Below are 25,512 nucleotides of genomic sequence, written 5' to 3'. Positions count from 1 at the left end.
CTTTTTTTTCTTGAACCGGCTGCAACGAAACCATCGGTGTTTTTTGGGCTTTATTGGGCTGAAGACGAAGAAGTTTCGCAGCCATTAAGGTGAACAATCGCATAACCTCGCTTTTATCGTCGGAATAGAAAACTGATCGTTGCCGAAAAAGGTTCTCTGCTGTTATTACCCTTTATCCCGTCGAAGGGACTCACACAGCAAAAAAAAGCGCCAAACCCTGAAAGATCAGGATTTGACGCTTTTGCGTTTTGAAGAATGCTTACATCATGCCGCCCATAGCCTAAGCGCTTTGCAATACCTTTCCTTTCATTATATAACGTTGCACGGCGTTGCGGAAATATAGGTTTTTCGCACGTCTGTAACTGTCACATTTTTAACGATATTTCACAACGTTTAACGAGAGTGCGTTAAATTCTCGTTAAATTTAACAGGAGGAGAAAATAAGATGAACGAACAGGAAACTAAAACTGAACAATTGGAAAGTTTGCTCCGGGTTTACGGACAAAGAGAAGGCGGAATCGATGAAGCAGCAAAGGCAATCGTTAACCGACTGTTCGGAGCGATCGTCGGCATCGAAAGAAAAAACTCGCCAGGTCTTTCGACTCGCGATGAAAAAGATGCGATGATCGCCACGTATGCCCGCGCCTTCACTGCGGCGTATGATGAGTTTGTTGACGAGAAGCTGAAATAATAGATAGCCAACTCCCCCTCTATTCTGGTAAACTTTTGATGGTTTATAACAGATAGAGGGGGATTTATTTTGACAGCATTATTTGGTATTTTCTTTCTTGCTTTTATCGTATTTTTCTTCATGTGTTGTTTTAACATTTTGCGAAAAAACGCAAAGAAGCTTAAACGAAACGGTTTAATTGCGATAGGTTGTTTTGTGATCTCCATGATTGCGGTCAGTCTTTCCGGATCGGTCACTGTTACCCCTAAAGAAGAAGCTACTGCTGCATCGAAATCGGCAGCCGAAACCGTTGCGACGCCAGCAGCAGAACCAGCGACCGAACCAACGGCAGAAGAAGCGACTACGGCCGAAGCTCCAGCCAAGGAAGAAGCGGCAGCTAACGAGCCGACACAAGAAGAATGGGAAGCCAGCTATCGAGAAATCGTTCTGAACGAGACTGAAAGCTATATTACTTCAAGCGCGAAAAAGGCACTGTCCAAAGATGGCTATGAATCAGCGCTCGGCGTCATCGAAATGTATTCGGCCAGAGTGGGAACTGAACAGCTCGACGGATACTCGCGATTGGCCGCCGCTGTCAAAGCGAATGATCTTGATGAAACGAAGGCGATTTATAAAGAGTTGGGCGGAGAAGACTTTCCCGAATTGAGCCAAGATGCGGAGCCGGTTGACTTTACGGCAGCGGCGGAGGCTCCGGTCGCATCCGGCGAAGCGGCAACGATCAGCAAAAGCGAGTATGATCGAGTCAAAGATGGCATGAGTTATAAAGAGGTCGCAAATATCATCGGCGGTGAAGGCGAAGCACTTTCGGAAAGCGGAAGTCCTGGCGAGGAGTATTATACGATCATGGTCATGTACTACGGGGACGATGCCTCAACAGGCGCCAATGCGAACTTTATTTTTCAAGGTGATAAATTGATAAACAAAGCTCAATTCAGCCTGAAATAAAAAATTCTAGCAAATAATAAGCCTGCTTAGGAGAAACCCTGTAGCAGGCTTTTATCTGTCATGAATTTGTTTCAACGTCTCTTTCCATCTTCTCTTTTATAGCCGCGATTACGAAAGCGTTACGACTCTCGTATCCTTGCGCTTTCCAAAATGCGTCCAACTCCGCTTTGCTTCCGGTAGGCCCCAAAAATTCAATCCGGTCATACGTCTTATCCCGGTATTTATTTTTTGCGCGTGTCGACGCTTTCCCTATTTCCTCCAAAAACCTCGCCCCCTTTTATCTCATCATACCACAAAAAATATACGTACGGAAGTATAAAAAGTACTTGCAATTATACTTCCGGAAGTATATAATAAAGATATAAGGAGGTGAGACAAATATGAAGGACTGGGTAGTCCTCGCTACAGCAATCATTCAAGCAGGTACAGCATGGATGTTGTTGAAGAAAGCGAAGGAGGATAACAAAAAAGGAACCCCGAAACGTCGCGTAGGCCGCAAGCGTAAGTAAGGTTCCCGGAGAGAGGATAGCCCCTCTCTCCACCTTATCCTATCATACCCAGAGTTAAAAATCACTGCTGCTCGTTGTTATAAGCCCGAGAGGAGTTGTCCCATATGTTGGATGTTTTGACCTGGATCATATCTTTGGCGGCATTGGGCATTTCGGTTGCCGCCCTGGCCGTTACTTTGCGTAATCGCAAGAAATAAAAAAAGCCCGCTACAGGTCTATGCCTGAGCGGGCTTTTACCGATGCTTTCGGATTTGCTTAAATAATACATCTTCGGAAGCGTTGCGTCAATCTACGGGCATCCCAGCGGCGCGGCGCAGGTAGTTGGCTCGATTGTGTACGTAGTCCGCAGACTCCGCGTTCCCGGCCGCTTTGGCGGCGTGCCAGGCAGGTGAGAGCCAGCGGAATACGAGTTCCTGCACATTACTCTTATGCAACTTGATTGGCGCGGCCAGCGGCTTGAGCTGATCGTCTACGCCGGCGGCCGAACGAAGATTTACGGCCAAGCGGTGGAAGTGATCGGCTTCCAGTTGCTGATTCGCCGCACGAGCTGCCGCCCATGCCGGACGCACGTATTTGTCGATCAGCTCCGTCGCTACCGATAACGGCAGCACTTGGAAATCTAGTTCGGCAGGTGTTGGCGTTGGTACCGGAGTCGGCGCCACGGTAACGGCCATTTCCGCCGCGACATCGTTCACCAGATCCTTCAGCGTCTTTCCGCCGAACTTGAGGGCGTTGTCGCAGTCGATTTTCCGCGCCGGATCGAGCTGCTTGTGGCTCGGGATGAACAGACGAGGGTCCTTATTCCATTTATTGCAGCAGAACGCCAGGTACCACACAAAGCGCTTGTACGCCTCTGCGAAATTGATGTCTCCGCCATAGCATAGCTCTACGCCAAGCGCGGCATTATTGGCATCGTAGCCAAACCGCTCGTTATCGGTCGTCACGTTGTACAGCACATGCCAGGCCTTTTCCGCCGGATCCGGACCGGTACCAGCCGGGACGATTTCCAGAATCTTTTTGTCGTCGATAAATGTATGTGCCGAAGCCGATCGCCCGACCAATGTATTGAAATAACGGTAATGGTTATCCGAGCTCGCCCCGGGATTCCCGGTATCATGCGCAACAAAAAAAGCCGGCACTCCGGTTGTGAGCCGGGTGCCTGGCCTTGTGTTTGAGCGCTTGGTGATGTAGCGGCGCTCGATTGGATATTTGTTCAGGTTCAAAGCGATTCCTCCTTGGCCGGTCAGGCCGTCTTATTTTCTTCGGCTGCCTGCGCTTCCGCCTTCTCGACCTTGATTGCCTCCGGCTGCGCTTCTGGAATCAACTGCGGATTCTCTTCGACCTTCGTTCGGTTCTCGAAAATGTGAACCGCGTTCCGAATGATCGGCGGCATCGGCACGCCCATCTTGCCCATATTTTCGACTACAGACAAAAGTTCGTTTGCGAGGTAGAAAAAGATAACTGCATCGCGGAACGTGTGCATATCGCCCAGCACGCCGTCAATCAGATGCGCGATCGCGACCACCGCAAAGATGGCCACCTTCCGCACTATTCCGTTGAATCCGACTCGGCTACGCAGTTCCCCGCGCATCCACGCCGCAGCCCAACCCGTCAGCCAGTCCACGACAACGAGGATTAGAAGTAAATTAATAAGCATAGACAGCCCTCCAAATAGGAAGCCGACTACGGCACCGACGGCCCCAGCCGCCCCCTTGATTATGATATGATCCCCCATCCTCTCTATCTCCCGTCACATAAAATGAGCCCCCGGGAGTCCCGAGGGCATAAAAATAACCGCGATCCGTGAGAATGCGGTTTACTCTGGCATATAATCGCCAGCCAAGAATTCGACTCCGTTGGCCTTCAGTTCGTCATAGACTTTAGCTTTGATCGGGTCCGGAATTTCGGAGAACGGCGTTGCTCCGCGCACAACGCGGCCTGCGAGCATTACGATCAGCATAGTTTCGTCACCTCCCTTCGTGAGCTTCAAGATCATCCAGAACAGCAGGCGGACGATCATAATTCTTCCGGCGATCCACCGAGCGCCAGCTTCATCACGTCGACGATCGCTCCCTCATGTACATCAAGCGTTTCGCCCGTGGTCTGAGCAGCGTATTCCAGCACCTTCGTACGCTGTTCCAGGTCGGCAATTTGTTTCTGCGCCTTTTCTATTTCTGTTTCGGATTGGATTGGCGGAACTTCGTTCGGCTCCGGCCAATCTTCGAAAACCGGCTGCCTTGTTTTCGGATCAATCCGTGCGAGTTTTTTAGTCGAAAAATCGTCCGTGTACTCGCTCCATCCGTACTGCTGCATTTCGATCTCTTCGTTGCCAACCAGATCCGGATGCCATTCGCGCGGATCAGCATTTTCCCAATACGCTTCGACACTCGTTTCGATATATCCGGTTTGATACAGCACTGTACCATCACGATCAAAATAAACTCGTGGTCCGTATCTGTACATGGTCCTCCGCTCCCCTTTACTTATAGGCTTTGATAATACAAGTAACTGCGCTTGAGCTTGTGTTTGCCACAATGATTTGTTGAGGGATAGTCGATGAATCCGATAGAGATGAGCCAGCAGAATTCCACAGCAAAAAGTAATTAGTCAGTCTTCCGCCTGTAAAACTCTGCAAGCTTGCACCGCTGTAAACGTAAGTCACTCCAAAAAAATCTCCAGAATCAGCAGACGTCAGCGTTATCGACGACGGCGCAAAACCCAAATCAATCACAGCCGACCTACTGTTTGCTGGGATTGTGAGCGTCAATCTGGTATAAGAGCGTGGCTCAAGTGTACCGACGACACCGAAAATATTGACGCCCGTGCGAATATTTGCGGCTACCAGATCGCCGTCGGCTGCTTGTATTTGAGCAACCGATACTCTTAACTCCGACCCCGGCACCGGATAATATCCATCCGGCAAGTACACGGCCAATTGCCCGTCGCCCCATTGAGCTGCGCCTGTCGCATTGACGATCCCGCTCCTAACCGGGATCGTACCGGACCCTCCATCGGGGACAGCCTCGGATTGGAATGTCGATCCCGCCAACACCTGCGCCGCCGTCGCCGTGCCGATGGCCGGGGCGCTACGTGCTAAAAAATAACTGCCCACCTTGACGAGGGATAACGGAGCGCCCGCTTTAATCGTTCCAGCAGCGAACGTTCCGCCGGATTGCCGCCGGATCGGCAGCGCGCCCAGCGTCCCGATCTTGAGCGTAGGATCCGCGGCCGTATTTGCCGTATGCGGAACGATCGTAATCGAAAGTCCGTCCACGAGCACTGCCGGCTGCGGATTGAGCGCTGCTGTATAAGCGGCTCCTGTGCCTGCGGTGACGGCGTATCCGGGCTGACGGACATAATCGAGCAGATCTACCTCCGTAAGCATACGCGTCCAGTCCTGCCAGAATGCGTTTGAATCCCGTTTGGATCGGGTCCAGAATCGAGCCGTCTTATCCGTTTGCGTCACTCCCGTATACATCTCAAAATAAAGCTGAAATCCGCCGCTACCAGCGCGCATCGTGACGACATAGCCGTTTGCTGTCGGCCAAGCTCCAGCGGAGCTGCTGACCTTGAAGAACGAGAAGCCGTCCGGGTATACACGACCTTGTGAGTCGGCTGCGGCGTTGACCAGTACCGAAGCAGCCAGATAGTTGTCAGCCAGGCGGATCGTGTTTTGCTTCAACCCGAGCGCTTCAGCCATGCTTTCAACTGTCCGGCGAAGTGCGTCCGCAGTCGGAGCCGATGTCTTGCTCGTGCTGGTATTGCTGTCGATCAGCGGGATCGCGATCTTGTTGATCTGTTCTTGGACCCATGCCGTGCTCGCACCGTTTTCTTGCGCATCCTGCAAGAATGCCGAAACGCCCGCCATAAACCAGTTCAACCAGCCGGCAGGCACCAGGTCGTCAGCCTCGAACCCGGTATCCTTTTTCGAATCCGGGGGCTCGATGCCAGGAGCGTTCCATTCCGGCGGAATTTTATCCGTCAATGCCATGTGTGTTCCTCCTTAATTGATAGGCAGTGCATAGTCGTCACCCGGCACATATACTTCACCGAGCCGACCGCCACGGGTCATTTCGTCGTCAGCCAGGCCGTTCGTTCCCTTCACGACTTCCGCGTACTTTGGAGATAGACGGAACGTGCCGGCGAGCTCAATCTGCGCGACGCGGACGCCGGCGGCAACGGTCTGCTGTATGATCTGCGCAAACTGAAAAGGCGACATACCTACTTCGTTCAGTCGACGAATGGGAACCTTGATCAGCGAAAGTGCTGCGGGCTCCGGATCGTCCTTATCTGCCCACTTTGGCCGGATCTTGACCTCGGACGGGTCCGCGTCCAAAGCGAGTGCCAATACGCGAATGATCGTATCAATGTCAGACGTAGACAGGTTCCGCGCAACCTTACTTTTCAGCAGCACCCGATAAACCTCGTCCGTAGATGCGCCCCGCGGCTGCACAACGTTCTCGCCGATCCGGTCAAGTCCGACCCCTTCGGCAGCGTCAATACTTTTCCATTCTCGCGTCCGCTCAAACGTAGCGAGCACCGAGGCGAGCTGCCCGTGTAAGATGCTGATCAGTAGCCCGATATTGCTATTCGGGTCTTTGTTGTACACGTCGGTAAACCGGCGGAGCATCGTCTTTAAATCAAACATGACTCGTCACCTCGACCAGCGCCTCGGATGTCTGCGCGACTTGGTAGCGCGCAATGTCGACGTTTTGTGCCGTCTGCGCGCTACCTGTACCCGCCGTGATCGTCACATCTTCGACGCCCGGCACCGAATATACGGCGCTGATCAGCCGCGTATACACGACGTCAGCCCCCATTGTCAGGCCATTATAAAAGGCTCCGTCGTATTCCCCGCCGATGTACCGGACAATGGCGGAGCGGATCAACGCATCGCCGTCCGCCGGGTAGCTCGCGTTTTTGGTCACGTCCACCACGACGGAAACCTGCACTTCGGCGGCGCGGGAAAAGTAAACGTCCTGCAGCTCGCCGGAAAGATCGGTCACGACGCGATGGACGTCGCCGTACATTTCGATGCCACCCGGCGCCCGCGAAAAGATAGCTTCCGCGATCTCCTGATCAGCGCCGCCAAGCGCGTATACTTGGTACGAGTTCGGCGGCCTGCCGTCCGCGTCCGGCTGGCTGGTTCGGTTGTTGATGACCGTCGCCGCTCGCACGCCGGAAACGCCAAGCACCGCACCCAGAACCGAATCGCTGGTTCCGCCTCCGCCGCCAGCGACCGATTGCGTGTATCGCGTCCGGAATTCGTCATCTGTTTCCTTTGCGCGGCCTCCCGTGACTGCCGCCTCATTGATAACTGTGGTCAGCTCCGCGGTAGGATTGACGATAATCTTAATTGCTCCGGCTGCCACGTTACCGGATAATCCCGGATCGAGCGCGTCGACCTCGACCGTTACCGTCCCTGTCGCGCCAACCTGTGCGTCGACTGCGGTCTCGAAGTACACATCCGTTTCGGTCCGGACCTGCGTCTCGGCTGGGACCAAATAACCCGGCGTGCCGGTAAACGTCACGTATCCGGTCGCGTACTGCTCGGTGTCCCGCGTGATGCCCGCGTTCGGCCCCAAGCGATCCAGATTGTTCCCCTCGGCCGTATTCACGTAGCCCGAATTGTATACGTCCTCCGCCGTCGCCCAAATCGCGGCGAGAAACCAAGCGAAGATTCGCAGGATGATTCCGAGCGGCGACGCCGCCGACGTGTTAATCGTCTCGCCCCAGGCGTCCCGCGCCTTGTCTTCCATGTCGGAAAGCAGGTCCTCGAATCGCTGCCGCTTGAATCCTGTTCGATCAAGCATCGACCGTCACCCCCGATGCCAGCCGGTCGCCGCCTGTGGACGTCGCCATGAACGAAACAACCTGCTTCCGATTGACCTTGTCCTGGACGACGGTCACATCCTCGACCGTGTCGATCCGATCCAGGCGATGCAGCCCTTCGCGGATCTCGTCCGCCATTTCATCCGGATCTGGATTCTTTCCATTGAACCGGTCAAACCGGATGCCCATGTCTGGATCAAGGAACCATTCACCTTTATTCGTACCGAGTTCAGCCGCGCAGCATTGCGCCAACTCATCGGGTCCGGAAATCATCTGCAGCTCGTCGTTCGCGAAAACCAAGTCCCCGTTTACGAGTTTCAAACTCTCCATATCGTCACCTCATATCAGCGATCCCGGGAATATCCCGACGATCACCGCATCATTTAAGCTATGCTGCCGGGCTGTGTCCGGCTTTGCAACCTGACCGGCCAGTCCATTCTTGATTTCCCGATCGGCGCAAACAACCAGTACGACGTCGCCCGGCTCGAATACGGGGACGAATGTTTGCTCGGCTCCGCCGTCAACCTTATAACGATTGCCCAGCACCGGAACCGACGTCAGCGGAGCCGGCTGGTTCTCGTTCGCCTGAATCAACGGCTGAACAGATGCCCGCATTTTCGCTTCATCAAAGGCCAGCACACGGCAAATAAGCGCGACATTGATCTGCCCCGCCCCTTTGTTTCCGTGTCCCTGCATAAGCAAAGCCAGCGCCCCGCCTGGGTCTGCTTTTTTCATAAAACCGCCTCCGTTACGGTTGTGAAGTCTCCGGTTCGGCTGAACGAATGCTGCCCGCTGCGAACGTAAACTCGTCCTGTAAAAGCCAGGCTATCCAAGTCGATTACGGACGCCGTTGTCACCCGATATTGGAGCTGCTGGGTCACGTTGTAGCCCTTAACTCCCTCGCCCTCGAAATACTCCGGCGCGCCGATCAGGCCCGTCTTCGCGGATAGCTTGAACAGATCATCCTTGCCGCGCCGCAGATTGCGGACGTACAACTTGCCGCGGTTAACGTAGACCTGAGTCTTGCAATCCTCCGCGACCTTCGCAATGATCTCCGTAGCCTCGCCCGACGCTGTATACCCTTCCAAATACCGGACGTTCTGGTATAGCTCAAATTGCGCAATCGGAAGTCCGATCTGCGCGGCCATATCCCGGATAATCCGTTCGGCTAGTGTACCTTCCACATAGGCAATATCTTTGACTGTACGCTTGGACAGATCCTCGCAGTCCATGACGCGCAGCGTCGTGACCTTGTCCGCGCCGTCTCGCAGCGTGCGAACATCTGCCACGTATCCGTGCAAAATGACGCCGACGTCGCCCTGGTAACCGGCATTGATGATTAAGTTTTCGTTCCGTTTGAGCCACGTGATTGTTTCCGGCGCCAAATTCCATATTTTGATCTCGCTTTCGTTCGGCAACGTGTCGTTATCGAACGGAACTGTACCTTCGATCGCATATTTATCCATGCTGAACGTCATGCCGGCGACCAGGACCTCGACGACGCGGCCAAAGTTTTTAATCGTCATCGTCCAGATCCTCCTCGGTTGGCGTAAACAGGAAGCACGTTACGCCCAACGTTTCCCATGTAACTGCCGTCGACAGATTCGATTCATCCCAGGGCAGAATCGTTTGTGCAGGGAAACGGCTATCCCAAACATCCGCGAACAACGGCGTGCCGTACACGATCTTTTCGCCTACGACCAATACTTCACCGTCCTTCTCCAAGTCGACCGTGAAAAAGTCGCGTTCGGGGTTGTAATTGACCTCGAACGTAAACAGTTCATCGTCCAAATCGACGTCAAACCGATACGGCACGAGGTTCTTTTCAATGTCAATATACTCCATGCCGCATCCCTCACTTATTCCATTTACTTCCGGCTTTGAATTTGACCTTCTTCACCGTTTCTTTTTCCTTTGTCTTCTTTTCAGCCTTGTCTTTTTTCTTCTGTGATTTCGTTTTCGGCTTAGATTCCTTCTTGCCGTTTTTCTTTTTGGAGTCCTTTTTCGTCTTTTCTGCCTTCTTGGGCTTCGATTCTTTTTTCTTTTTGACGCCGCTATTGATGATGGGCGCGGCCTGTGCGCGGGTCGGCGGGTCCAACTTCTCCGCCGGCGTGCTGGTCGCGATCTGGATCTCAACGATCGTCAGGGAGAAACCGAATCCATTTCCGACGTTGCTGTCGTGCGTAGTCGAAAAGCCGGTTATGACGCCCTGCATCGTCGTGCGTCCGGTGAACCAAACAATTTTACCGCGATCTGATGCCGATTTAAGGAAAGCGAGTGTCTTATCAGAAGTAGGGCCGGCGACAAAGCCGGAGATCGCCAGCAACCGTGGCTTACGCTGCACGTGATCGCTGACGTTCACCCCTTTTTCCACCGGCTGAGACGGGACTTCATTTTCGAAGGAAGGATTCTCAGACTCGACCAGCACGTAAAAGTTATCAATTTTCGCCATTAGGCCGTTCCTCCTTGCACGTTCAATCGGCGGCCAGCCGACTCGATAACCGCTTGGAGCTGCCGCGCAACTTCGGCGGCAATCTCTTGCGGAGAACCGGATCCCCCGGACACTTCGACGTTGATATTGAACACGGGAGCTGCGGCACCACCGGAAGCGTATCGAGCTGCCGCTGGTTGCGCTCGCCGCTGCCGTGCCTCATCTGCGGTCAGGACTTCTTCGCCTTTGTGCAGCTCGGCTACGTATCCGTCGTACGGAACGTAATCCAAGCCAGTTTTGTGGCTGCCGTCGATGGTTGGGATAAGCGGGATATTTACGCCGGCGATTTGCTCCCCGGTAAACGGGTTGCTGATGCTGATCGAATTGAGGCGACCGATCATGCCGTTAAACTTGTTGATGATCCAGTTTATCGCGCTGGAGAACGTCGTTTTAACGCCTTCCCAAGCTCCGGAAAGCGTCGATCCGATAAAGGTTCCGACACCCGATACTGTGCTTTTCACGCCCTCCCACGCGCCAGACAGGAAGGAGACGACGCCATTGACGGCCGTTGTAATCGCACCGACTATCGTATTCCATGCTGCGCCGATTGCTCCCGTAATCGCCGCCCAGGTCGCAGACGTTGAGGCCGTGATCGTGTTCCAGGCATTCGTCACCCAGGACACAATCGAATTGAACACGGCCGGGATGGTCGTCGTGAAGAAGTTGGCCGTAGCCGCCCACGCGACTTTGATCGACGCCCAAACACCGTTGACGATGTTGCGGAAGGTCTCCGAACGCTGATAAGCGACGACAAAAGCTGCGACCAGCGCCACGATCGCCGCAATAACAAGCCCGATCGGGTTCATCGCCATCGCAAGACTCCAAGCTCTCGTTGCCGCAGTCATCGCCCATGTTGCTGCGGTCTGAATTTTTGTTATGGACGTCCAGACTTGCGTGGCAATACACGTCGTTACAACAACGGCCTTATAAGCGACGATGCCAGCGGTCAATCCGGTTACGATCGGCAGGAACGGCTTCCACGTAACAACTGCTTTTCCGACGTCGTACATGCTTTTGGCGATGCTCTGGATATGCGGCCAAAGCGCGACAACGGCCCCTACCAAATTGACGGCGATCATTTCGGCTGTCGGCTGAATCTCCGTCCAAAGATTTTTCGCCCATGTTACCGCCGTCCCGAACGCCGCGGCCGCTTGAGAGCCGAACTGTTTCAGATACGGAACCGAATACGAAATGAACTGCCCTGCTCGCTCGAATGCACCGCCGAGCTTATCGCCTACCGCGTTACCGAACGCTTCGATTTGCGGCCGATGATCCGCAAGCCATTGTCCGAACTTGGTCATGATCGGAAGGATTCGCTCGCCGATCGGGATCAGGATACCTGTCTCCAACGACCTTTTGAACATTTCAAATGCCTGGCCGGGCGAATTGAATTTGATTTTGTTCAGTTCCGCCATCTTGTCGGCCGTCATATCGAATTGCCTTCGCGCTCCACCCATAGCCGCGATTGTCTTTACTTCAAGGTCTTCAAATTGTGATCCCATAAGTGCAACGCCAATATTGTTACGCTGAACAGGGTCCTCAATGTCTGCGATCATGGAAACGATGTCGGAAAACGCCTGCTTGGCTTCCGGACCGCCGTTGGCGAACGTTTGCATCATTGCATCGGCGTTCAGCCCAAGCATCTGAAACGCTTCAATCGACGTCTTGGAAGCATCCTTCGAACGGATATTGAACTCTTTGATCGCATCGCCGACCTTGTCAATCATGAAAGCCCCGTTCTCACCGCCTGCTCCGAGCGTATCGAACATTTCTTCTGCGGTGAATCCAAGACTTTTAAACTGATTGGCGTATTCGTTCGCGGTGTCGATCAGGTCGCCCGACTTGTCCAAGCCGTTTTCTGCGCCCTGCGCTAGTAACCCATAAGCCTGTTCGGACGTGATTCCGAACTGTTTCATCATCGTATCAGCGCCCTTGATGCTGTCGGCGACCTCAAATCCGAATGTATCCCGTAGAAGAAGCGCATTTCGCGTTGTGTTCTCCAACTCAGATCCGGTCTGTCCAGTAATCTGGGCAACGGTCGAAATTGAGCTGCCGAGATCGTCCCAATCTGCGCCGAAATTGTTGCTGTACAAATTCTTCGCAATCTCGCGCGTCTCTTCCATTTGCGCTGCTGTCTGCCCGGTCGTGCCAGCTACTTTTGACATCGAAGTTTCGAATTTAGATGCCGCACTTACAGCAGCCACGCCCAGACCGGCGAACGCTGCTACACCGGCAGCCCCCAAACCAACGACCGATTTCGTAAGCGCTCCAATCTTCGAATCGGCGTCCCTCAGGCCGCGATCCTTGACCTTGAATCCGACGGCGAACATTAAGTTGCCGATAATTCCGCCCGCCATGTTTCCTCCTTTCCCGAACAGAAAAAAGACGCCCGGAGGCGTCTACTTTGTTTTGTTCGCTTTTTTTATCAGTTCTTCATGGAAATCAAGAGCGGCGTTAGCTTCGTCAATGTCGTCAGGGTCCATATTATCCAAGTCTGAATAGGTAATCCCCATATCGGATAAGAGAAGCCGCCACATCGACCAATTTTCTAACGCCCTATTCTTCGCCGCTTTCTTCGCTTCCGGCGTCGAAATCCTGTCCTGTAAGAAACGAGAAGGCTTTGTTCACCACTTCCACGTACTCAGCGTAATCGTCTCCGAAGTCATCGACTTTCATTTTCGGCGAAACGACAACATATTGCAGCATTTCATCGCCTAACTTCTCGTCTGATGCGACGCCGTGTTTGTTTTTCACACGGTCGATGATCTTTGCTGCCGAGCGAACGCCCGGGTGTTGCAGTGTATATTCTTTGCCGGATTTCGATTTGAATTTCGTTTGTTTGAAGTTTGCCATTATGAATTCCTCCTGTTTTCAAAACGTATTTTTAAGCGTAGTTCATGTCCAGCAATTGGATCTCGTACTCGCGATCAGCAAGTTCATTGCCATAATTACGCTCGGGCGGTTTGACGACAAAAGCTTCTTCGGCCGTGATCGTCTCTTTGTTGTCCCCGTCGTAAATCACCGTAAGCGGGAAAGTATCTCCAGTGTTAGCGAGCTTATCCATCATCGGCACCTGCGGGCTACCCGCCAGCAATGTAAGTGTCGCCGTGCCGAGCGGGTTACGTACGCGCGTGCGGAGCGTGTCTCCCTGGGCGCCAACTTTCACATCCCAGTTGTTTTCGTTCTTCTCGACCGTGATCATATCTTCGCCGAATGCGGTCAAATAAGTTCCGTCAACAATGACGCTGACGTCCTGCGGATCGTATTCCATGAATATCTGGCCTCCTTATGCCGAAATGCGGACTTGGCCGCGAATGATGGAGTCGTGAATCGCTCCGGCTTCTCTGTACCAGAATTCGCCGCCGGTGTAGGTGCGCGCTGCGATCTCGGCCGCGTCGGAATTGGCTCGGCTCTTAAACGTTGTCCCGTACTGCGGGATATTGTCCACAATGTCAATCAGACCTTGCTTCGCTGCGCGTTGCAGCACTGTCCGGACCTTGGATTCGATTTGCGCAATACCAGCATTCGTGTACGGTACCTTCTCCGCTCGGTTGAACAGTTTTTGTACTTCGTATTCAATGCTGTATTTGATGTAATCCTGCCCGTGAATGCTGTCGATGAAATCGCCGGAGACAGTTTTTCCTTCACTCGTAACGTTGTCGCCGGCTTTGGTGACGTAGGTAATTGCGCCGCGGTCGTGAATCGCCTTGAGTTCCGTCCCGTTGATGTCCATCGGTTGAATACCGGCGAGCGTTTTGCCCTTCCACGTCAGCGAACCGACCGGCGCAGATCCGCAGCGGCCGATCAGGGCGGCTTCCGGATACTTAACGATGTCGTCATGTTCGAACATCGTCGAGCGCTTGTACAGCTTCGCCTTGAACGCTGCGATCCTGACCGGGTCGTCGCTACGTGTGAAGAACTGGCGGTAATTCTCCAGGTCCACATAGGCCGCAATCGCATCGACTTCCGCATCATCCGTCGTCGTGGCCGTGAGGAAATAAAAATCCTCACCCCATACGCGGGCGAGGACTTGGTCGATCGTTTCCGGTTCAGTGCCGTTCTTGCGCTGTGCAATCGCGATTTCTTTCGGAGCGTGATCGCCCTGTGCGTAAATCGCGGCGGCTGCCTTATATTCTTCCGTTCCTACCCCGTAATCGGCCTTCACGCCGTCCAGGCTGTCCAAGTTATACGTTTTGTACGGCTTGCCTTCTGTACTCGATCCCAGAATCAACGGCTTGCCGAAGCCCAGGAGCGGGGTGGGCCGCTCGACGTCGATGATAACGGTCACGTCTTTAATTGCCAAGTGGGTCAACCTCCTCGATTTTTGCCGCTTCGATTGCTTCGAGCGGCTGAATAATGGTATTTGTAACGCGCAGTTCAATCTCAATGCCGTGCCGGTATTCCCATTCCGCGCCGAGCGCGATCGCTCGGTCATCAATACCGCCTACGTTCGCGACGCCGATGCCAAACCGATCCTGGAGCAGGCGCGACGTCCGGAACCAATCCCTGACCTGATGTGCGAGCCTTGCCGAGACGTCCGGGTCTTCGGCTTCGGTTTGGAAATCAATCGTCCAGATAACCGTTTCCGTCGTCCTCAACACGTTTCCGACGACGACCCGCGCCGGATGACCGATCGGTTCGCCTGAAAAGTCGTTGAATCGGATCACGACGAAGGGATAAGCAGGCGCTTTGTTTATCTGGTCGGCCAAAATCACCGGTACGCCCAAATACGGGTTCAGACCTTCGTCGATCATGACTTCGCGAATCCCTTGCGTGTCGATCATGGCTTCACCCGCTTCAAAACGTATTGGTAAGCGTCGCTATAGTCGCTGCGGTCGTCGTCATCCGTCACCGTGTACCGCTTCCCCTTGTACTCGACCACGTCGCCAGCAGCATGCGTGTTCGTTGTGTACAGATTCCGGTCGTCCTCGTCGTAGCGACCGCCGTCTTCTTGGAGGATTTTACGGCCCAGCGGTTGGATGACTCCGCGCAGCGCGACGCGTTCTGGCTCGCCCTCGATCAATTTCCCGCCTTTCCAAACCCCTTCCGTCTTCTTCAAAAGCGTGTAAGGGCGGAGATACGGCCGCATAATTGTCGCAAACCGGTGCTTCATGACTTTGCCACCACCTTAAATACAATGGAGCCGCGCAGATCCCGATCAGAGACCAGCAGCTTGCGACCTCGTTTTCGACTGGCGTAAATCGGCGATAAAGGCGGCTGCTTGATGCGGTCAAAATTTTTCAGTGTCTTGTCGAGTCCAATTTCCCCAAGCTGCTGCAAAAGCGAAGTCGGATCACGAGTTCCGAGTGCGATTTCCGTCACGCCCGCCCGCACCGCCTTGCTGATTGCCGCCTGCGCCTTCTTTTTCGCGGTCCCAATGTACGACCGGGCAGGAATGTTCATTTTGGCGCTGCCGAACTCGTGAACTGCCGCGATGAGCGCCAGTTCCCCGCCGCCTTCCATCCCGATATGCACCTCGTTCTCAACGAGGCCGCGCAAACGCTGAATCATTTCCGGGATCAGCGTGTTGTCGTCGACCTCAACGTTCGCGCGCCGCACCCGCTGCCGCGGGCTCATGGAAGCGGGTTGCGGTACGGCGCGAGCAACGAGCGCACCGGACCCGGCATATCAGCGCCGTCCTGGGCATAGCTGACCGAAAGGTCGCCGATCCTCACGCTCGTCACGCCCGGTTCGCGCATCGCGTATTGGACAAAGAGGATGCACGCATATTCAAGCGAGCGCGGCAGGTTCGCCGGCACTTCTTCGGTAGCGTCGCCAGGCAGGACGTACCCAGCCTCGTACTCTACGGACACGTCCGGCGGCCAGTCCTCGCGGATCAGCATGCCTTTTTCTATTGCTTCCGACCAGCCTTTTAGCTGGCCGCCGTTGCGGTTGACGTTTGTCACTTCGATGATCGGGTAATTACGGAGCTGCAAGTATTGGCCGGCAGTCCGTTCGATCGTCTCCGTGTGCACGCGGCGGCCGAACTGTCGGCGGCAGTAGGCTTCGATCGCATCCGTACCGACCCCGATCAGCGCTTCGATCTGCGTGTCCTGGCTATCGTCCATAATGCCGAGCATGTCTTTCGCTCGCGAGACGGTTGTCAGCATCGCTTATCCCTCCTTTTCCAGAGCCGGCTTTTCGTCATCCGGTTCGTCCGGCACTTGGCCGGGGTCTTCGATCGCGCCAGCGGCTACGAGTTTGAGAACCCGCTTCGCGTCCGCCTCGAATTGCGTGCCTACCTTGATCGTCTTTCCGGTTGCCGCATCGGTAAATTCTGCGATAACCGGGTACTTTTTCGGCTTTGCCAATACGATCACTCCTTTCTTAAAAGATCAGGAGCCCAAAGGCTCCTGCTTAGGCGGTCGGGTTGCCGAGCTTCACGAATGGCGATACCTGGTACCCGTTGGCGAGTGTGAACGGACCGTTTACCCACGGCTTACCGTCGACGTTCCAGAATGCTTTGATGATCGTCTTGTTCTGCGTAAACAGCGGAGCGTCCGACGCTTGGATGAAGATGCCCGCACCATCTTTGATGACGTAGTAGCCGAAGTCCGACAACGTCAGATCGCCGATTCCACCGAGTGCCACGGCGTTTTCCGTGAACCGAATCGGGTAGCCCAGCAGAGTTCCGCCGATTTCTACCGCGATGTTCGGCTGGAAGATCAGATTTCCGGCGTCGTCTTTCATTGTCAGGAGCTGCGGCAGGATGGATTGCGAAGCCGTCCAGACCAGCGATCCGCCAAGCTTCGCTTTCGCCAGCATCGTTACGACGTCCAGGTACGTAATAACCGCCGCTGTTTTGCGCGCGACTACCGTCGCAGCCGGCGATGCAAGTGCGCCATGAGGCTTACCTACGCCATTCCCGAACATGAAGGCTTGATCTTCCGCTGCGGCGATTGCCTGACCAAAGAGGCGACGAACGACCGAATCAATAGCCGGCGCGTTGCGCAACAGCTTGTCGGTAACAACGATGTGCGCAGCGACTTCGTGCGGGTCAAGTTTAAGATCGCGGAAGTTGACGTCTGTTTTAGGTTTTTCTCCACCCTCTTCGATCCATTTGACCTCGACGCCGCCGTACATGTTCGAACCGGCACCTTGATCCAGCGCTGGCAGATTGATCGACGCATCTGGGGATGTTTCATCGGCCGGAATCACGACTGCACGTGGGCGAACGACCGCAAATTCCGTCGCGATTTGCAGCAATTGATCGGAGTATTGCGGAGGAACGAAGATTCCGCCGGAGATGTTTGCGCCCATTGCCAGTTCGCGGTATTCGTTCAATCTTGGATCGGACGGATTCGTACGATAGGTTGCGACCAAGTCGCCGAAGCTGCGAAACTCGCCTTCGTGATTCGGGTCGTCCGGAGTCCTTTGGCTACCTGCGCCGCCCATCGCGATCGCTTGAGCGCGTTCTTCGAGTTTGATTTCCGATTCCAGACCGCGCATTTCTTCTTCCAAGCTGGAATACTTCGTTTCTTCTTCGTCCGTAAATCCGCGCTTCTCTCCCTGTGCCGCTTCGATCATACCGCGCATTTCTTGTTTCTTCGCCGCCAGTTTTTGGCGGAGCTCCATCAGGTTTTTCAAAATATTTTCCTCCTATAAATCCAATTTTTTGAGTCTCATATCAAAATCGAGCATTGCAGCAGCACGCTTTTCGGTAGCTTCATCAGTGTCATCTCTACCCGGTGGCTTGGGTCGGGATTGGAAAGTATCTTCGGCGGAGCGGATACCGACCGAAGACTGCGGGTATGCAGGCGTTGTAACTGGCGAGACTTCGAAAAGGTCCGCTTTGGTCACGCTGCGGATCGCTATTTCGCCCGTTTCGTCCCATTCTTCTTTGACTGCGCGGAAAATAAAAGACGACCCCCGCACGTCTCCGCGCTCGATCGTCTCCACATGTTTATCCGCCCAGCTCGGTGGCTGGATTTCGTAGCGCAGGCCCAGGTCGTCCTCGAACAGTTGCAATGTTCCCGGCGTGCGTCCCAGGACTTCGCGGCTGTCGTGCTGCCAGCTCGCATAAACGTCCGCGTTCTGTAACGCTTCAGTAAAAGCGCCACGTTCGAACTTCTCTTGAAACATCCCGAAGATCAGATGTGATAACTGTCCCCAGCGGACGGCGTACCCGATGATCTTAGTCGGTTCCCCCTCCGCTTTCCGGATCTCCGGCTTGGTTTCCGGCATCAAGAGGTCCCGTTGCTCCTTTGTTTCCTTGACCGTTGTCATTGTTGTTATCACCTCCTTCGCTTGGTTTACCGACTTCCGCCATATTTAGCGGCCGCAGGTATTCGTCTCCGCCCTCAATTGGATTCAGATTCTCCAACTCTCGAATCTCATTGACCGAAAGCCAGCCGCCGTTTCGAGCGATGTTGTATGCTTCGTACCGCGCTTTCGTCTCGCCGCGCAGCAGACCCTCGACTAAGAACTCGGTAAAAAGCTTCTTCTGCTCGTCCTGACCGAATAATCGCATATTGACCGTCTGTTCAATGCGGACCAGCCACGGCCGGATTGTATGCGTCACGAAGTCGATGCCCTGTTGCTCGATATTGGAGAAAGTCGCCCGCTCCAAATCACCGAGCATATGCGGCGGGACCCGGAAGATCCGCGCGATCTCCAGCGTCTGGAATTTTCGTGTCTCTAGGAACTGCGCGTCGTTCGGCGGGATTGTGTTTTTACTAAACGTCATGCCCTCTTCAAGCAGCATCAGCTTATGAGCTTTTCCAAGACCCGAGTATGAGGAATGTAAGGACTTGCTCAAGCGATCAAATGCTCCGTCTGACAAGGTACTCGGCGTCGTGACTACCGCTCCGACGTTCGTGCCATTCTTGAAAAACTCGGCAGCGAAATTCTCTGTCGCGATGGCGACCTCGACCGCCTGCCGCGCCCAGCCGATAACCGATAGCCCCTTTCGTCCGTCGAAGCTCAGGCCCGGTACGTGCAACATAGCGTAGAACGGGATGTCCTTTTGCTTGCCGCTTTTCAAAGTCAGCCGGAAGTATGGATCTCCGTCCGCCGTCTCGCGGTGTTCGACACGGTGCGGCGGTATCGGCCATAGGGCAGTGATGCTACCGGCACTGTCGTACTCAATTTCCGCGTAAAAATTACCCCAGAGCATGATGTGGGACATGAGCGTTTCCCAAAACGTGAACGCGGTCATGTACGGATTCGGAGATTTACCGATCAGATCCCCGATCGAATGGCTTACCCGACGCTTCCCACGCGGCTTGAGGCGCTGATAGACCGGTTTCGGCAGCGACGCGACTGTCTCGGCTATGACCCGTACGCTCGCCATGACCGCCGTCGAGCGCATGGAGGTTGCTTCCGTGACCGCGATCTCGTTCCCGTACGGCACGCCAAATGCTCGATATAGCCACGGCGGAGGGTCAGATAACGTTCCTGTAGCGCTTCTTTTCTCCAAATAACGAGAAATAAACGGTATTTTCAGTGTTTTCACCCCCTTTTCGTGCTGAATTCCGATTAAATCGTTCGAATTCCACGTTCCTCGTACACAGATCGTGTGCTTTTGGACGCCAAAGCCAGTGTCAGTTTGTGCGAATCAATCACGGCGTCCACCGGGTCGATCCGGCGCGTCTTGGACCGTGGGTCCTTGTCGATCTTGATTTCGCCGAAGCTGTTGCTCGTTGTCTTAGCGTTTGCCATTGACCAGGTCAGCAACTTGTTACGCTTGTCGTAAATCACGTTCCCGGCCTCGACCTCCAACCGGAAATCGACCGTGGCATCGTTCAGGCTGCGTGCGCTCTGCACGACCTCGATCAGATCGACGCCGAACTCTTCCAAGTCAGACAAAAAGGCATCCGCGTTATGAGGGTCATAAGCGATGCCTTTGAGTTTGAGGTCGTGTTTTTTTATGACGTCCCGGTAATAAGCCAGAATGTATTTGTAATCCGTCTTGACGCCACCCAGCGTCTCGGTCGGTGTGATCAGTCCATCCCGAATCCACATGTCATATGGAGCGTGGTCCGTCCTCACATGCTCGTCGATCCGCGCTGCCGGCATGAAGCTGTGGGAGTCGATGAAAAATTTCCGTACGCCGTCTTCGTCGATCGGGAACTCCAAGTTTCCGGTCGTCAAGTCGCCGCCGGACGAAAGATCGAGTCCCAAATAACACTCGCGCCCCTCCATGTCTGCGAGGGTTGTGTCAGACTCGCAGGCCCGCCAGTGCTCCATATTCATGTACTGGTTGTCAGCGAATTGCACCCAGGTATTAAGCCCTTTTGTCATAAAGTCCCGCAGCTCGCTGCCCTGCATCTGCTTCGCTTTTGTAGCTTCATCCCGCAGGCTTTCCAACGTTTGTTCTGTCCAAAGAGGATTTGGCTTCGGCCAGTTCGACTCATCCCAAATATCATCTTCCTTGTCCATTTCGCAGATGAATACGAATTGTGTTTCATCGCTATGAGCCTGATCGAGAATGAGTTTGCAATATTCGTACAGCTCGAAGCAAGGCGAATTGATGTCGAACCCTGCCGTCGTGATGACGGACACGAGGCATTGTTTTAATTTTTTCGTGCCGCCCGTCAGCAGTTTATACATTTGGTTATCCTTGTGCATATGATATTCGTCCACGCTGCCGAAGTAAGGGCGGAATCCGTCGATAGATTTTGTATCGCGCCCGAGCGCTCTGATTTCTCCCTGCGATACGTTACATTCGATTGTGCTCTTGTAATCCTTGATCGTGAACATTCCGTCGGTGTACTGATCACCCGATAACTCCGGCTCCGCATTGATGAACTTGATACATTCTTTGAGGACGATCCGAGCCTGTGCCTCTTTGGTCGCCGTACAGTAAACTTGTGGGTATTTGTAACCGTCGAAATTGGAATAAAAAAGCGCCGGTACCGCATTCTTGACGGACTTCCCGTTCTGCCGCGCTACCTGAACGTACGATGTGCGGAATCGTCGGTAGCCGTCCATGCGCAACCAGCCGTTCCAACTCCCCAAAATGAAGTCTTGGAACCCCCATAATCTTAAAGGCGCCGGGTCATCGCCTTCGGCCAGCGTCAACGATTCGGCGAAATCAATGATTTCTTGCGCTTTATCTGGATCGAATCGGTATGGAAAGTCTTTCGTTCCTTGTCTTTCCAGATCGCGCATATGCCGTTCGCACGCCTGACGCTGTGTCTTGCCGGCGACGATCCGACCTTCGATTACTTCAAGCGCATAAGCCGTTACGCGATCCAACTCGGCCGCCGTATTGTACGGATAGATTTGCGGATTAACCACTTCGAGCGCCGCCAAACTTTCCGAACTTGCTCGGCTTCTCGTCCGGCTTCTTCGTTTCTGACTTCGGCACGTTCTTCACCTTCGATAACGGGTTCAAGAATAGTCGATCCTGCATCTTAAGCAGCGAATCCATTTTCTTGTTGATCGCCGTTTCGATCCGGAGAATACCGTCGATGCTGGCGAGCTGCGCAAGATATTGCTGCGCTTTGATTCCGAAAGCTCTCGGGTCGATGTCGTCCGCTTCCGCCTGTTCGAAAATCTTATCGAAGTAATCGTCAAAAACGGACTCGTTGACTTCGATATTCTGGATTCGCTGCCGAGCATCAAGCAGGTGCTCGTATTCGGCGTATGTCCGGCAGTACATCGCCAGCACGCCAATGTCGGCGGACGTCAAAAGCACGACGCCATTCTCGGCTGCCGCTTTGTAATCCTTCATCAGCGCAGTCCAATGCCGCTTCGCTATCTTATCTTTGTTCACGATCGCCGGCGCTTTGATCTTCGAGAGTTCATCTGCCCCCAATTTCACTTCCGATTCCTGACGCTGCCGGATCTCTTCTTTCGTGAGCCGGCTTGGGTTGCCCTCCGCCAAGTGAAGGCCGATCGGTTTTCCATTACGGCCCATTTCGCAACACCTCAATTCTGAAAAGTTTCATTTCCCGACTTTTTACGCAAATAAAGGGCAGCGTGGTCTAGCCCGGCTGGATTTTCCAGAGATTTGACCGGCCCCGGGGGTTTCGGGAAAATTTTAGAAAAAAATAAAAGAAAAAATTTTAGATTTTTAAGCCAGGATTGCCGAACCCGCCGTCTTCCTTCGCAGTCTTCTCGCTGTGATGTGTCGCGCAAAGCGGCTGCCAGTTGGCTCGATCCCAGAACAGCGTGCGATCGCCGCGGTACGGAACCACGTGGTCGACTACGGTCGCGGCTTGGACTCTACCAGCACGCTCACACTCAGCGCACAACGGATGCTGCTGTAGGTAGACTGCCCGAGCCTTGCGCCACTCGTGGCCGTAGCCTCGCTGCGCCGCCGTGCCCCGCTGCTGGTCATAGCTGTGAGCTGGCTGCTGATGCTGATCGCAGTACCCACCGCCAGCCACTACCTGCTTGCATCCTGGCTTCCGACAGAACTTCTTGAGCGGCATCAGCCTCGGCTCTCCAATCCTTCCGGCTGGAACCCAGCGACAGATTGTCGAGGGTTGCTGACTTGCACACTGACACCGACCACTTCCTGTGCCGCGGACTCGCACGCTTGTTGCGCTGCTTCAACAGGTACACCGAGCTCGACCAGATCCTCTCCCATCTTGGCAATCCGTTCGATTGCCGGATTGATCCACTCGGCCGTACTGATCCGTACCATGATTCCTTTTGTATCCATCGTGTATCAGCTCCTTTCGGCATAATAAAAAGGCACTCCGCGGAGTGCCTTCGCTTTCGACTTAATTTATCTCACAGGGTTTCTACCTATATTGTTTGGCTTATTTCCGTATTGCACCTGTGCGCAATAATTTCTATACCCGCCGCCAAATTCAATTACATCGAACTTAATATCTATGACTTCGCGCCCCTCAAGTCGCTGCAAGAAACTATTAACTTCCTTTTGGAGATCCGGAGCATTGGAAGCTTCGATATATTCTACATATTGCATATGGTTTTCACCTCCCTCTCACCTTACTAATTCGACAGAAGGGAGATAATTCCTTTGCTTGGTGTCTGATCCAAAATAAAGGAGCTGTCCAGTTAGGCGACTGTTGATGGGTTAATCTGCTGTAAGTTGTTTCTTTTTAATATATCTCGAACCACCGGGTTCGATAAGTAAGGTATCTATAGGGCCGCCTACAGTTGCCGCTCTTGGTTCAAACCTCATTTGATCTATCGTTGCCCGGATTAGATGTCTTGAGTAGTCAATAGCATCTTGTAAATTCATTATGGTGAACTGCGGCAAGTAGTCTGGATTGATAAGTCGATTTGCGATCTCGATATCTCCATTCCTCGTAACCCCGTAAGCCAATGCAGATTCGTCGTCATTTAGATTCGTTCTTTGAAGTTCTTCATTATCGCTATACTTTTTAAAAGTGTTAAATGCATAAACGTAGGGTTCGGTTCCGTCATAAGCGCATACCAGAAAGTTCACTGAGCCAATTCCAGGAATCTCTTCTAAGTAACTTTTCAAATTTAAACAAATTGTATACGGATGTTCCTCTTTAAAACCTTCATGACGCATTTCGAATTCTTTCACGCATTGTTCAATTGACTTTGTTCCGGCATAGGCATTTCCGGTAGTTGCTATTCCTATTCTTTCAAAAAGCAAAAAAACTTTGTTGGTCCGATCTGAATGCACGTACCCACTCCCTGTTGTTCTACTATCAGCAGAAATGACCAGCCCATTTGGAACATATACACATACATACAAGCTCATATTTTCGTCTCCTCCTTCTTGATATTTAGTAATCTAATCCCAGATTACTAGTTAGTCAACAACAAAAACCCGCCCAAGTTACGGACGGATCAGAAGGAGTCGAAAAGGTATGAAGCGGCACGCCGCTCGTACGGGTATGGATGCCTGTAGCCAGCGTGTCGCCTGTTGATTGCCATCTGTGGCACAATATCAGTTTAGCACATGCGTTCGCAGGATAATGCGCCATCTTTGCGTCTCTTTTGCGTCACGAATGCGTCAGACCTGCAAGTTTGGCATATTCATCGACGGCACGCTCTCGGTATCGGTCATAAGTCTTCCGTGAAATATTCATACGCCGCACGACTTCTGCCACCTGTCGACGCTCTGCGTAACGCAACTTGAGCAGCACTGTATATTCGGGCTTAAGGTCAGACACTTCATCCAGCACGTTATCCAGATTTGCGCGCTCTGCTTGGAGTTCTTGCAGTTCGGCGATCCGGTCGATCACTTCTTCGATTGTTCCGCTTCGCACTACTCCGCCAGTGCGTGCCTCGACAACGCGCTGTATGCGCCTTTTAAGCTCAATCACGTCTCGGTGTCCCTGTGGGTCTTCCTTCTCCGGCGGCGTTGTTATGGCTTCGATCTCCCGCCCCTGCGCATAGATTCCAATCGGATAGCGTTCCAGATTGATGTGAGCCGTCATTTCAAGCTCTTGTTCGCGCGGACTCAGGTACATGTAAGACGGCTGCCCTTTCAGTTTCTCGTGTAGTTCCTGTAAACGATCGTCTTCAAAGATCGTATGCAGGAGCACGCCGGAGCCAATCGAATAGGTTTCAAGGATTCGGATGCGGGCATTCAACCAGCGGTACCGGTCCATTTGTTCAGCTACTTTCTGTTCAATTAACATATCTAATAATCTCCTTTGATTCAATATTGACATTATATGCGCTTTGTGATATATTTAAGCGGTCGGGGCATATGTTAAAGCCTTGAAAAGGATACCTCTTTGCTCTTTGACAAAAACATACAGAAAAGAGGAATGTATCATGGGAAATCAAATTTACTACACTACAGCCAGAGGTAATTCGGAGGTCAAGGACTTCATAGAAGAACTCGATGCTAAAGCTACGAAGGGAAATGTGAGGGCCAAATACGATGTGGAACAAATTACATACGCAATGGAGCGTATAAAAGACGGTCCACCGCACATGGGCCCTCTCCGTGGCGGAGTTAAAGAACTACGTCCTGGACGTTGGCGAATCATCTACTTCGAATGGGAAGGGAGTATCGTTTTATTGACCTGTTTCAGAAAAGAGACTAATCAAACTCCTGACCATGAAATCGACCGAGCAATCAGTCGTAAAAAAGATTGGATGAATCGTCACGACAATTAAAAATGATTGGTTGAGGG

Annotated in this window: 35 protein-coding genes; 4 read left to right on the top strand and 31 right to left on the bottom strand. The window is 53.2% G+C overall.

The annotated features are described in order from the left end of the window. Positions 1–445 precede the first annotated feature (445 nt). From WKI47_RS22435 to WKI47_RS22425, 3 genes are all read left to right on the top strand, one after another. Positions 446–691, top strand: coding sequence for a hypothetical protein (locus tag WKI47_RS22435; RefSeq protein WP_340229420.1), 246 nt, complete (start codon positions 446–448; stop codon positions 689–691). Between the two features lie 69 nt (positions 692–760). Further along, the gene (locus tag WKI47_RS22430) at positions 761–1,636 is read left to right on the top strand and encodes a DUF3862 domain-containing protein (RefSeq protein ID WP_340229419.1); all 876 of its coding nucleotides are present in this window, start codon (positions 761–763) and stop codon (positions 1,634–1,636) included. 380 nt (positions 1,637–2,016) lie between these two features. After that, the gene (locus WKI47_RS22425) at positions 2,017–2,145 is read left to right on the top strand and encodes a hypothetical protein (protein ID WP_340229418.1); all 129 of its coding nucleotides are present in this window, start codon (positions 2,017–2,019) and stop codon (positions 2,143–2,145) included. 284 nt (positions 2,146–2,429) lie between these two features. Here WKI47_RS22425 and WKI47_RS22420 read toward each other — a convergent pair whose 3' ends face one another. From WKI47_RS22420 to WKI47_RS22270, 31 genes are all read right to left on the bottom strand, one after another. After that, positions 2,430–3,368: a peptidoglycan recognition protein family protein gene (locus WKI47_RS22420; RefSeq protein WP_340229417.1), complete on the bottom strand. Its 939-nt coding sequence runs from the start codon at positions 3,366–3,368 to the stop codon at positions 2,430–2,432. Positions 3,369–3,388: 20 nt separating this feature from the next. Then, on the bottom strand, positions 3,389–3,880 hold the full coding sequence (locus WKI47_RS22415) for a phage holin family protein (RefSeq protein WP_340229416.1): 492 nt from the start codon (positions 3,878–3,880) through the stop codon (positions 3,389–3,391). An 81-nt stretch (positions 3,881–3,961) separates the two neighbouring features. Then, positions 3,962–4,105, bottom strand: coding sequence for a hypothetical protein (locus WKI47_RS22410; RefSeq protein ID WP_340229415.1), 144 nt, complete (start codon positions 4,103–4,105; stop codon positions 3,962–3,964). A gap of 56 nt (positions 4,106–4,161) precedes the next feature. Next, positions 4,162–4,608 carry a hypothetical protein gene (locus tag WKI47_RS22405; RefSeq protein ID WP_340229414.1) on the bottom strand — a complete coding sequence of 149 codons (447 nt, stop codon included), beginning with the start codon at positions 4,606–4,608 and terminating at the stop codon, positions 4,162–4,164. Positions 4,609–4,624: 16 nt separating this feature from the next. Then, positions 4,625–6,136, bottom strand: coding sequence for a hypothetical protein (locus tag WKI47_RS22400; protein WP_340229413.1), 1,512 nt, complete (start codon positions 6,134–6,136; stop codon positions 4,625–4,627). Positions 6,137–6,148: 12 nt separating this feature from the next. Next, positions 6,149–6,793, bottom strand: a complete 645-nt coding sequence (locus tag WKI47_RS22395) for a hypothetical protein (protein ID WP_340229412.1) — start codon at positions 6,791–6,793, stop codon at positions 6,149–6,151. Further along, positions 6,786–7,958, bottom strand: a complete 1,173-nt coding sequence (locus WKI47_RS22390; RefSeq protein ID WP_340229411.1) for a baseplate J/gp47 family protein — start codon at positions 7,956–7,958, stop codon at positions 6,786–6,788. The genes WKI47_RS22395 and WKI47_RS22390 overlap by 8 nt, the downstream gene beginning before the upstream one ends. Continuing rightward, on the bottom strand, positions 7,951–8,307 hold the full coding sequence (locus tag WKI47_RS22385; protein WP_340229410.1) for a DUF2634 domain-containing protein: 357 nt from the start codon (positions 8,305–8,307) through the stop codon (positions 7,951–7,953). The genes WKI47_RS22390 and WKI47_RS22385 overlap by 8 nt, the downstream gene beginning before the upstream one ends. Before the next feature lie 9 nt (positions 8,308–8,316). Next, on the bottom strand, positions 8,317–8,712 hold the full coding sequence (locus tag WKI47_RS22380; RefSeq protein WP_340229409.1) for a Gp138 family membrane-puncturing spike protein: 396 nt from the start codon (positions 8,710–8,712) through the stop codon (positions 8,317–8,319). Continuing rightward, entirely contained in the window at positions 8,709–9,503 is a 795-nt protein-coding gene (locus WKI47_RS22375; protein WP_340229408.1) for a phage protein, read from the bottom strand. The genes WKI47_RS22380 and WKI47_RS22375 overlap by 4 nt, the downstream gene beginning before the upstream one ends. Next, positions 9,493–9,822, bottom strand: coding sequence for a phage baseplate plug family protein (locus WKI47_RS22370; protein ID WP_340229407.1), 330 nt, complete (start codon positions 9,820–9,822; stop codon positions 9,493–9,495). Before WKI47_RS22370 ends, WKI47_RS22375 begins: the two co-directional genes overlap by 11 nt. 10 nt (positions 9,823–9,832) lie before the next feature. Then, the gene (locus WKI47_RS22365; RefSeq protein WP_340229406.1) at positions 9,833–10,429 is read right to left on the bottom strand and encodes a phage baseplate protein; all 597 of its coding nucleotides are present in this window, start codon (positions 10,427–10,429) and stop codon (positions 9,833–9,835) included. Then, complete coding sequence (locus tag WKI47_RS22360; protein WP_340229405.1) at positions 10,429–12,825, bottom strand: phage tail tape measure protein; 2,397 nt, start codon at positions 12,823–12,825, stop codon at positions 10,429–10,431. Before WKI47_RS22360 ends, WKI47_RS22365 begins: the two co-directional genes overlap by 1 nt. 199 nt (positions 12,826–13,024) lie before the next feature. Further along, positions 13,025–13,321: a hypothetical protein gene (locus WKI47_RS22355; protein ID WP_340229404.1), complete on the bottom strand. Its 297-nt coding sequence runs from the start codon at positions 13,319–13,321 to the stop codon at positions 13,025–13,027. Positions 13,322–13,352: 31 nt separating this feature from the next. Continuing rightward, on the bottom strand, positions 13,353–13,739 hold the full coding sequence (locus WKI47_RS22350) for a phage structural protein (protein ID WP_340229403.1): 387 nt from the start codon (positions 13,737–13,739) through the stop codon (positions 13,353–13,355). Between the two features lie 15 nt (positions 13,740–13,754). After that, on the bottom strand, positions 13,755–14,771 hold the full coding sequence (locus WKI47_RS22345) for a DUF3383 family protein (protein ID WP_340229402.1): 1,017 nt from the start codon (positions 14,769–14,771) through the stop codon (positions 13,755–13,757). Further along, on the bottom strand, positions 14,761–15,252 hold the full coding sequence (locus WKI47_RS22340) for a phage neck terminator protein (RefSeq protein WP_340229401.1): 492 nt from the start codon (positions 15,250–15,252) through the stop codon (positions 14,761–14,763). Before WKI47_RS22340 ends, WKI47_RS22345 begins: the two co-directional genes overlap by 11 nt. Beyond that, positions 15,249–15,581, bottom strand: coding sequence for a hypothetical protein (locus WKI47_RS22335; protein WP_340229400.1), 333 nt, complete (start codon positions 15,579–15,581; stop codon positions 15,249–15,251). Before WKI47_RS22335 ends, WKI47_RS22340 begins: the two co-directional genes overlap by 4 nt. Next, the gene (locus WKI47_RS22330; RefSeq protein WP_340229399.1) at positions 15,578–16,045 is read right to left on the bottom strand and encodes a hypothetical protein; all 468 of its coding nucleotides are present in this window, start codon (positions 16,043–16,045) and stop codon (positions 15,578–15,580) included. The genes WKI47_RS22335 and WKI47_RS22330 overlap by 4 nt, the downstream gene beginning before the upstream one ends. Beyond that, positions 16,042–16,578 (bottom strand): phage head-tail connector protein, encoded by a 537-nt coding sequence (locus tag WKI47_RS22325; RefSeq protein ID WP_340229398.1) that lies wholly within the window; start codon positions 16,576–16,578, stop codon positions 16,042–16,044. The genes WKI47_RS22330 and WKI47_RS22325 overlap by 4 nt, the downstream gene beginning before the upstream one ends. A gap of 3 nt (positions 16,579–16,581) precedes the next feature. Next, the gene (locus WKI47_RS22320) at positions 16,582–16,779 is read right to left on the bottom strand and encodes a hypothetical protein (RefSeq protein WP_340229397.1); all 198 of its coding nucleotides are present in this window, start codon (positions 16,777–16,779) and stop codon (positions 16,582–16,584) included. 46 nt (positions 16,780–16,825) lie between these two features. Beyond that, positions 16,826–18,055 (bottom strand): phage major capsid protein, encoded by a 1,230-nt coding sequence (locus WKI47_RS22315; protein WP_340229396.1) that lies wholly within the window; start codon positions 18,053–18,055, stop codon positions 16,826–16,828. A gap of 12 nt (positions 18,056–18,067) precedes the next feature. Then, complete coding sequence (locus WKI47_RS22310; protein ID WP_340229708.1) at positions 18,068–18,652, bottom strand: HK97 family phage prohead protease; 585 nt, start codon at positions 18,650–18,652, stop codon at positions 18,068–18,070. Further along, the gene (locus WKI47_RS22305) at positions 18,603–19,820 is read right to left on the bottom strand and encodes a phage portal protein (protein WP_340229395.1); all 1,218 of its coding nucleotides are present in this window, start codon (positions 19,818–19,820) and stop codon (positions 18,603–18,605) included. Before WKI47_RS22305 ends, WKI47_RS22310 begins: the two co-directional genes overlap by 50 nt. 125 nt (positions 19,821–19,945) lie before the next feature. Beyond that, complete coding sequence (locus tag WKI47_RS22300; RefSeq protein ID WP_340229707.1) at positions 19,946–21,667, bottom strand: terminase large subunit; 1,722 nt, start codon at positions 21,665–21,667, stop codon at positions 19,946–19,948. A gap of 34 nt (positions 21,668–21,701) precedes the next feature. Next, positions 21,702–22,331 (bottom strand): terminase, encoded by a 630-nt coding sequence (locus tag WKI47_RS22295; RefSeq protein ID WP_340229394.1) that lies wholly within the window; start codon positions 22,329–22,331, stop codon positions 21,702–21,704. 148 nt (positions 22,332–22,479) lie between these two features. Beyond that, positions 22,480–22,848 carry an HNH endonuclease signature motif containing protein gene (locus tag WKI47_RS22290; protein WP_340229393.1) on the bottom strand — a complete coding sequence of 123 codons (369 nt, stop codon included), beginning with the start codon at positions 22,846–22,848 and terminating at the stop codon, positions 22,480–22,482. Continuing rightward, entirely contained in the window at positions 22,848–23,081 is a 234-nt protein-coding gene (locus WKI47_RS22285; protein ID WP_340229392.1) for a hypothetical protein, read from the bottom strand. Before WKI47_RS22285 ends, WKI47_RS22290 begins: the two co-directional genes overlap by 1 nt. Before the next feature lie 66 nt (positions 23,082–23,147). Beyond that, positions 23,148–23,351 (bottom strand): sporulation protein Cse60, encoded by a 204-nt coding sequence (locus WKI47_RS22280; protein WP_340229391.1) that lies wholly within the window; start codon positions 23,349–23,351, stop codon positions 23,148–23,150. 111 nt (positions 23,352–23,462) lie between these two features. Continuing rightward, complete coding sequence (locus WKI47_RS22275) at positions 23,463–24,122, bottom strand: hypothetical protein (RefSeq protein ID WP_340229390.1); 660 nt, start codon at positions 24,120–24,122, stop codon at positions 23,463–23,465. A gap of 244 nt (positions 24,123–24,366) precedes the next feature. Then, positions 24,367–25,008, bottom strand: coding sequence for an RNA polymerase subunit sigma-24 (locus WKI47_RS22270; protein WP_340229389.1), 642 nt, complete (start codon positions 25,006–25,008; stop codon positions 24,367–24,369). Positions 25,009–25,147: 139 nt separating this feature from the next. Between WKI47_RS22270 and WKI47_RS22265 the strand changes: the two genes are divergently transcribed. After that, entirely contained in the window at positions 25,148–25,495 is a 348-nt protein-coding gene (locus WKI47_RS22265) for a type II toxin-antitoxin system RelE/ParE family toxin (protein WP_340229388.1), read from the top strand. Positions 25,496–25,512: the final 17 nt, after the last annotated feature.

This window comes from Saccharibacillus sacchari (assembly GCF_037722395.1).
GTDB classification, from domain to species: domain Bacteria; phylum Bacillota; class Bacilli; order Paenibacillales; family Paenibacillaceae; genus Saccharibacillus; species Saccharibacillus sacchari_A.
The sequence above is the reverse complement of the archived record's forward strand: the minus strand, read 5'-3'. Positions and strand labels throughout refer to the sequence as shown.

Excerpts from the sequence above, each read along its gene's own strand:
- WKI47_RS22435 (WP_340229420.1), top strand. The coding sequence starts at position 446 with ATGAACGAACAGGAAACTAAAACTGAACAATTGGAAAGTTTGCTCCGG.
- WKI47_RS22425 (WP_340229418.1), top strand. The coding sequence starts at position 2,017 with ATGAAGGACTGGGTAGTCCTCGCTACAGCAATCATTCAAGCAGGTACA.
- WKI47_RS22415 (WP_340229416.1), bottom strand. The coding sequence starts at position 3,880 with ATGGGGGATCATATCATAATCAAGGGGGCGGCTGGGGCCGTCGGTGCC.
- WKI47_RS22410 (WP_340229415.1), bottom strand. The coding sequence starts at position 4,105 with ATGCTGATCGTAATGCTCGCAGGCCGCGTTGTGCGCGGAGCAACGCCG.
- WKI47_RS22405 (WP_340229414.1), bottom strand. The coding sequence starts at position 4,608 with ATGTACAGATACGGACCACGAGTTTATTTTGATCGTGATGGTACAGTG.
- WKI47_RS22400 (WP_340229413.1), bottom strand. The coding sequence starts at position 6,136 with ATGGCATTGACGGATAAAATTCCGCCGGAATGGAACGCTCCTGGCATC.
- WKI47_RS22395 (WP_340229412.1), bottom strand. The coding sequence starts at position 6,793 with ATGTTTGATTTAAAGACGATGCTCCGCCGGTTTACCGACGTGTACAAC.
- WKI47_RS22390 (WP_340229411.1), bottom strand. The coding sequence starts at position 7,958 with ATGCTTGATCGAACAGGATTCAAGCGGCAGCGATTCGAGGACCTGCTT.
- WKI47_RS22385 (WP_340229410.1), bottom strand. The coding sequence starts at position 8,307 with ATGGAGAGTTTGAAACTCGTAAACGGGGACTTGGTTTTCGCGAACGAC.
- WKI47_RS22380 (WP_340229409.1), bottom strand. The coding sequence starts at position 8,712 with ATGAAAAAAGCAGACCCAGGCGGGGCGCTGGCTTTGCTTATGCAGGGA.
- WKI47_RS22375 (WP_340229408.1), bottom strand. The coding sequence starts at position 9,503 with ATGACGATTAAAAACTTTGGCCGCGTCGTCGAGGTCCTGGTCGCCGGC.
- WKI47_RS22370 (WP_340229407.1), bottom strand. The coding sequence starts at position 9,822 with ATGGAGTATATTGACATTGAAAAGAACCTCGTGCCGTATCGGTTTGAC.
- WKI47_RS22365 (WP_340229406.1), bottom strand. The coding sequence starts at position 10,429 with ATGGCGAAAATTGATAACTTTTACGTGCTGGTCGAGTCTGAGAATCCT.
- WKI47_RS22360 (WP_340229405.1), bottom strand. The coding sequence starts at position 12,825 with ATGGCGGGCGGAATTATCGGCAACTTAATGTTCGCCGTCGGATTCAAG.
- WKI47_RS22355 (WP_340229404.1), bottom strand. The coding sequence starts at position 13,321 with ATGGCAAACTTCAAACAAACGAAATTCAAATCGAAATCCGGCAAAGAA.
- WKI47_RS22350 (WP_340229403.1), bottom strand. The coding sequence starts at position 13,739 with ATGGAATACGATCCGCAGGACGTCAGCGTCATTGTTGACGGAACTTAT.
- WKI47_RS22340 (WP_340229401.1), bottom strand. The coding sequence starts at position 15,252 with ATGATCGACACGCAAGGGATTCGCGAAGTCATGATCGACGAAGGTCTG.
- WKI47_RS22335 (WP_340229400.1), bottom strand. The coding sequence starts at position 15,581 with ATGAAGCACCGGTTTGCGACAATTATGCGGCCGTATCTCCGCCCTTAC.
- WKI47_RS22330 (WP_340229399.1), bottom strand. The coding sequence starts at position 16,045 with ATGAGCCCGCGGCAGCGGGTGCGGCGCGCGAACGTTGAGGTCGACGAC.
- WKI47_RS22325 (WP_340229398.1), bottom strand. The coding sequence starts at position 16,578 with ATGCTGACAACCGTCTCGCGAGCGAAAGACATGCTCGGCATTATGGAC.
- WKI47_RS22310 (WP_340229708.1), bottom strand. The coding sequence starts at position 18,652 with ATGCCGGAAACCAAGCCGGAGATCCGGAAAGCGGAGGGGGAACCGACT.
- WKI47_RS22295 (WP_340229394.1), bottom strand. The coding sequence starts at position 22,331 with ATGGGCCGTAATGGAAAACCGATCGGCCTTCACTTGGCGGAGGGCAAC.
- WKI47_RS22290 (WP_340229393.1), bottom strand. The coding sequence starts at position 22,848 with ATGCCGCTCAAGAAGTTCTGTCGGAAGCCAGGATGCAAGCAGGTAGTG.
- WKI47_RS22285 (WP_340229392.1), bottom strand. The coding sequence starts at position 23,081 with ATGGATACAAAAGGAATCATGGTACGGATCAGTACGGCCGAGTGGATC.
- WKI47_RS22280 (WP_340229391.1), bottom strand. The coding sequence starts at position 23,351 with ATGCAATATGTAGAATATATCGAAGCTTCCAATGCTCCGGATCTCCAA.
- WKI47_RS22275 (WP_340229390.1), bottom strand. The coding sequence starts at position 24,122 with ATGAGCTTGTATGTATGTGTATATGTTCCAAATGGGCTGGTCATTTCT.
- WKI47_RS22270 (WP_340229389.1), bottom strand. The coding sequence starts at position 25,008 with ATGTTAATTGAACAGAAAGTAGCTGAACAAATGGACCGGTACCGCTGG.
- WKI47_RS22265 (WP_340229388.1), top strand. The coding sequence starts at position 25,148 with ATGGGAAATCAAATTTACTACACTACAGCCAGAGGTAATTCGGAGGTC.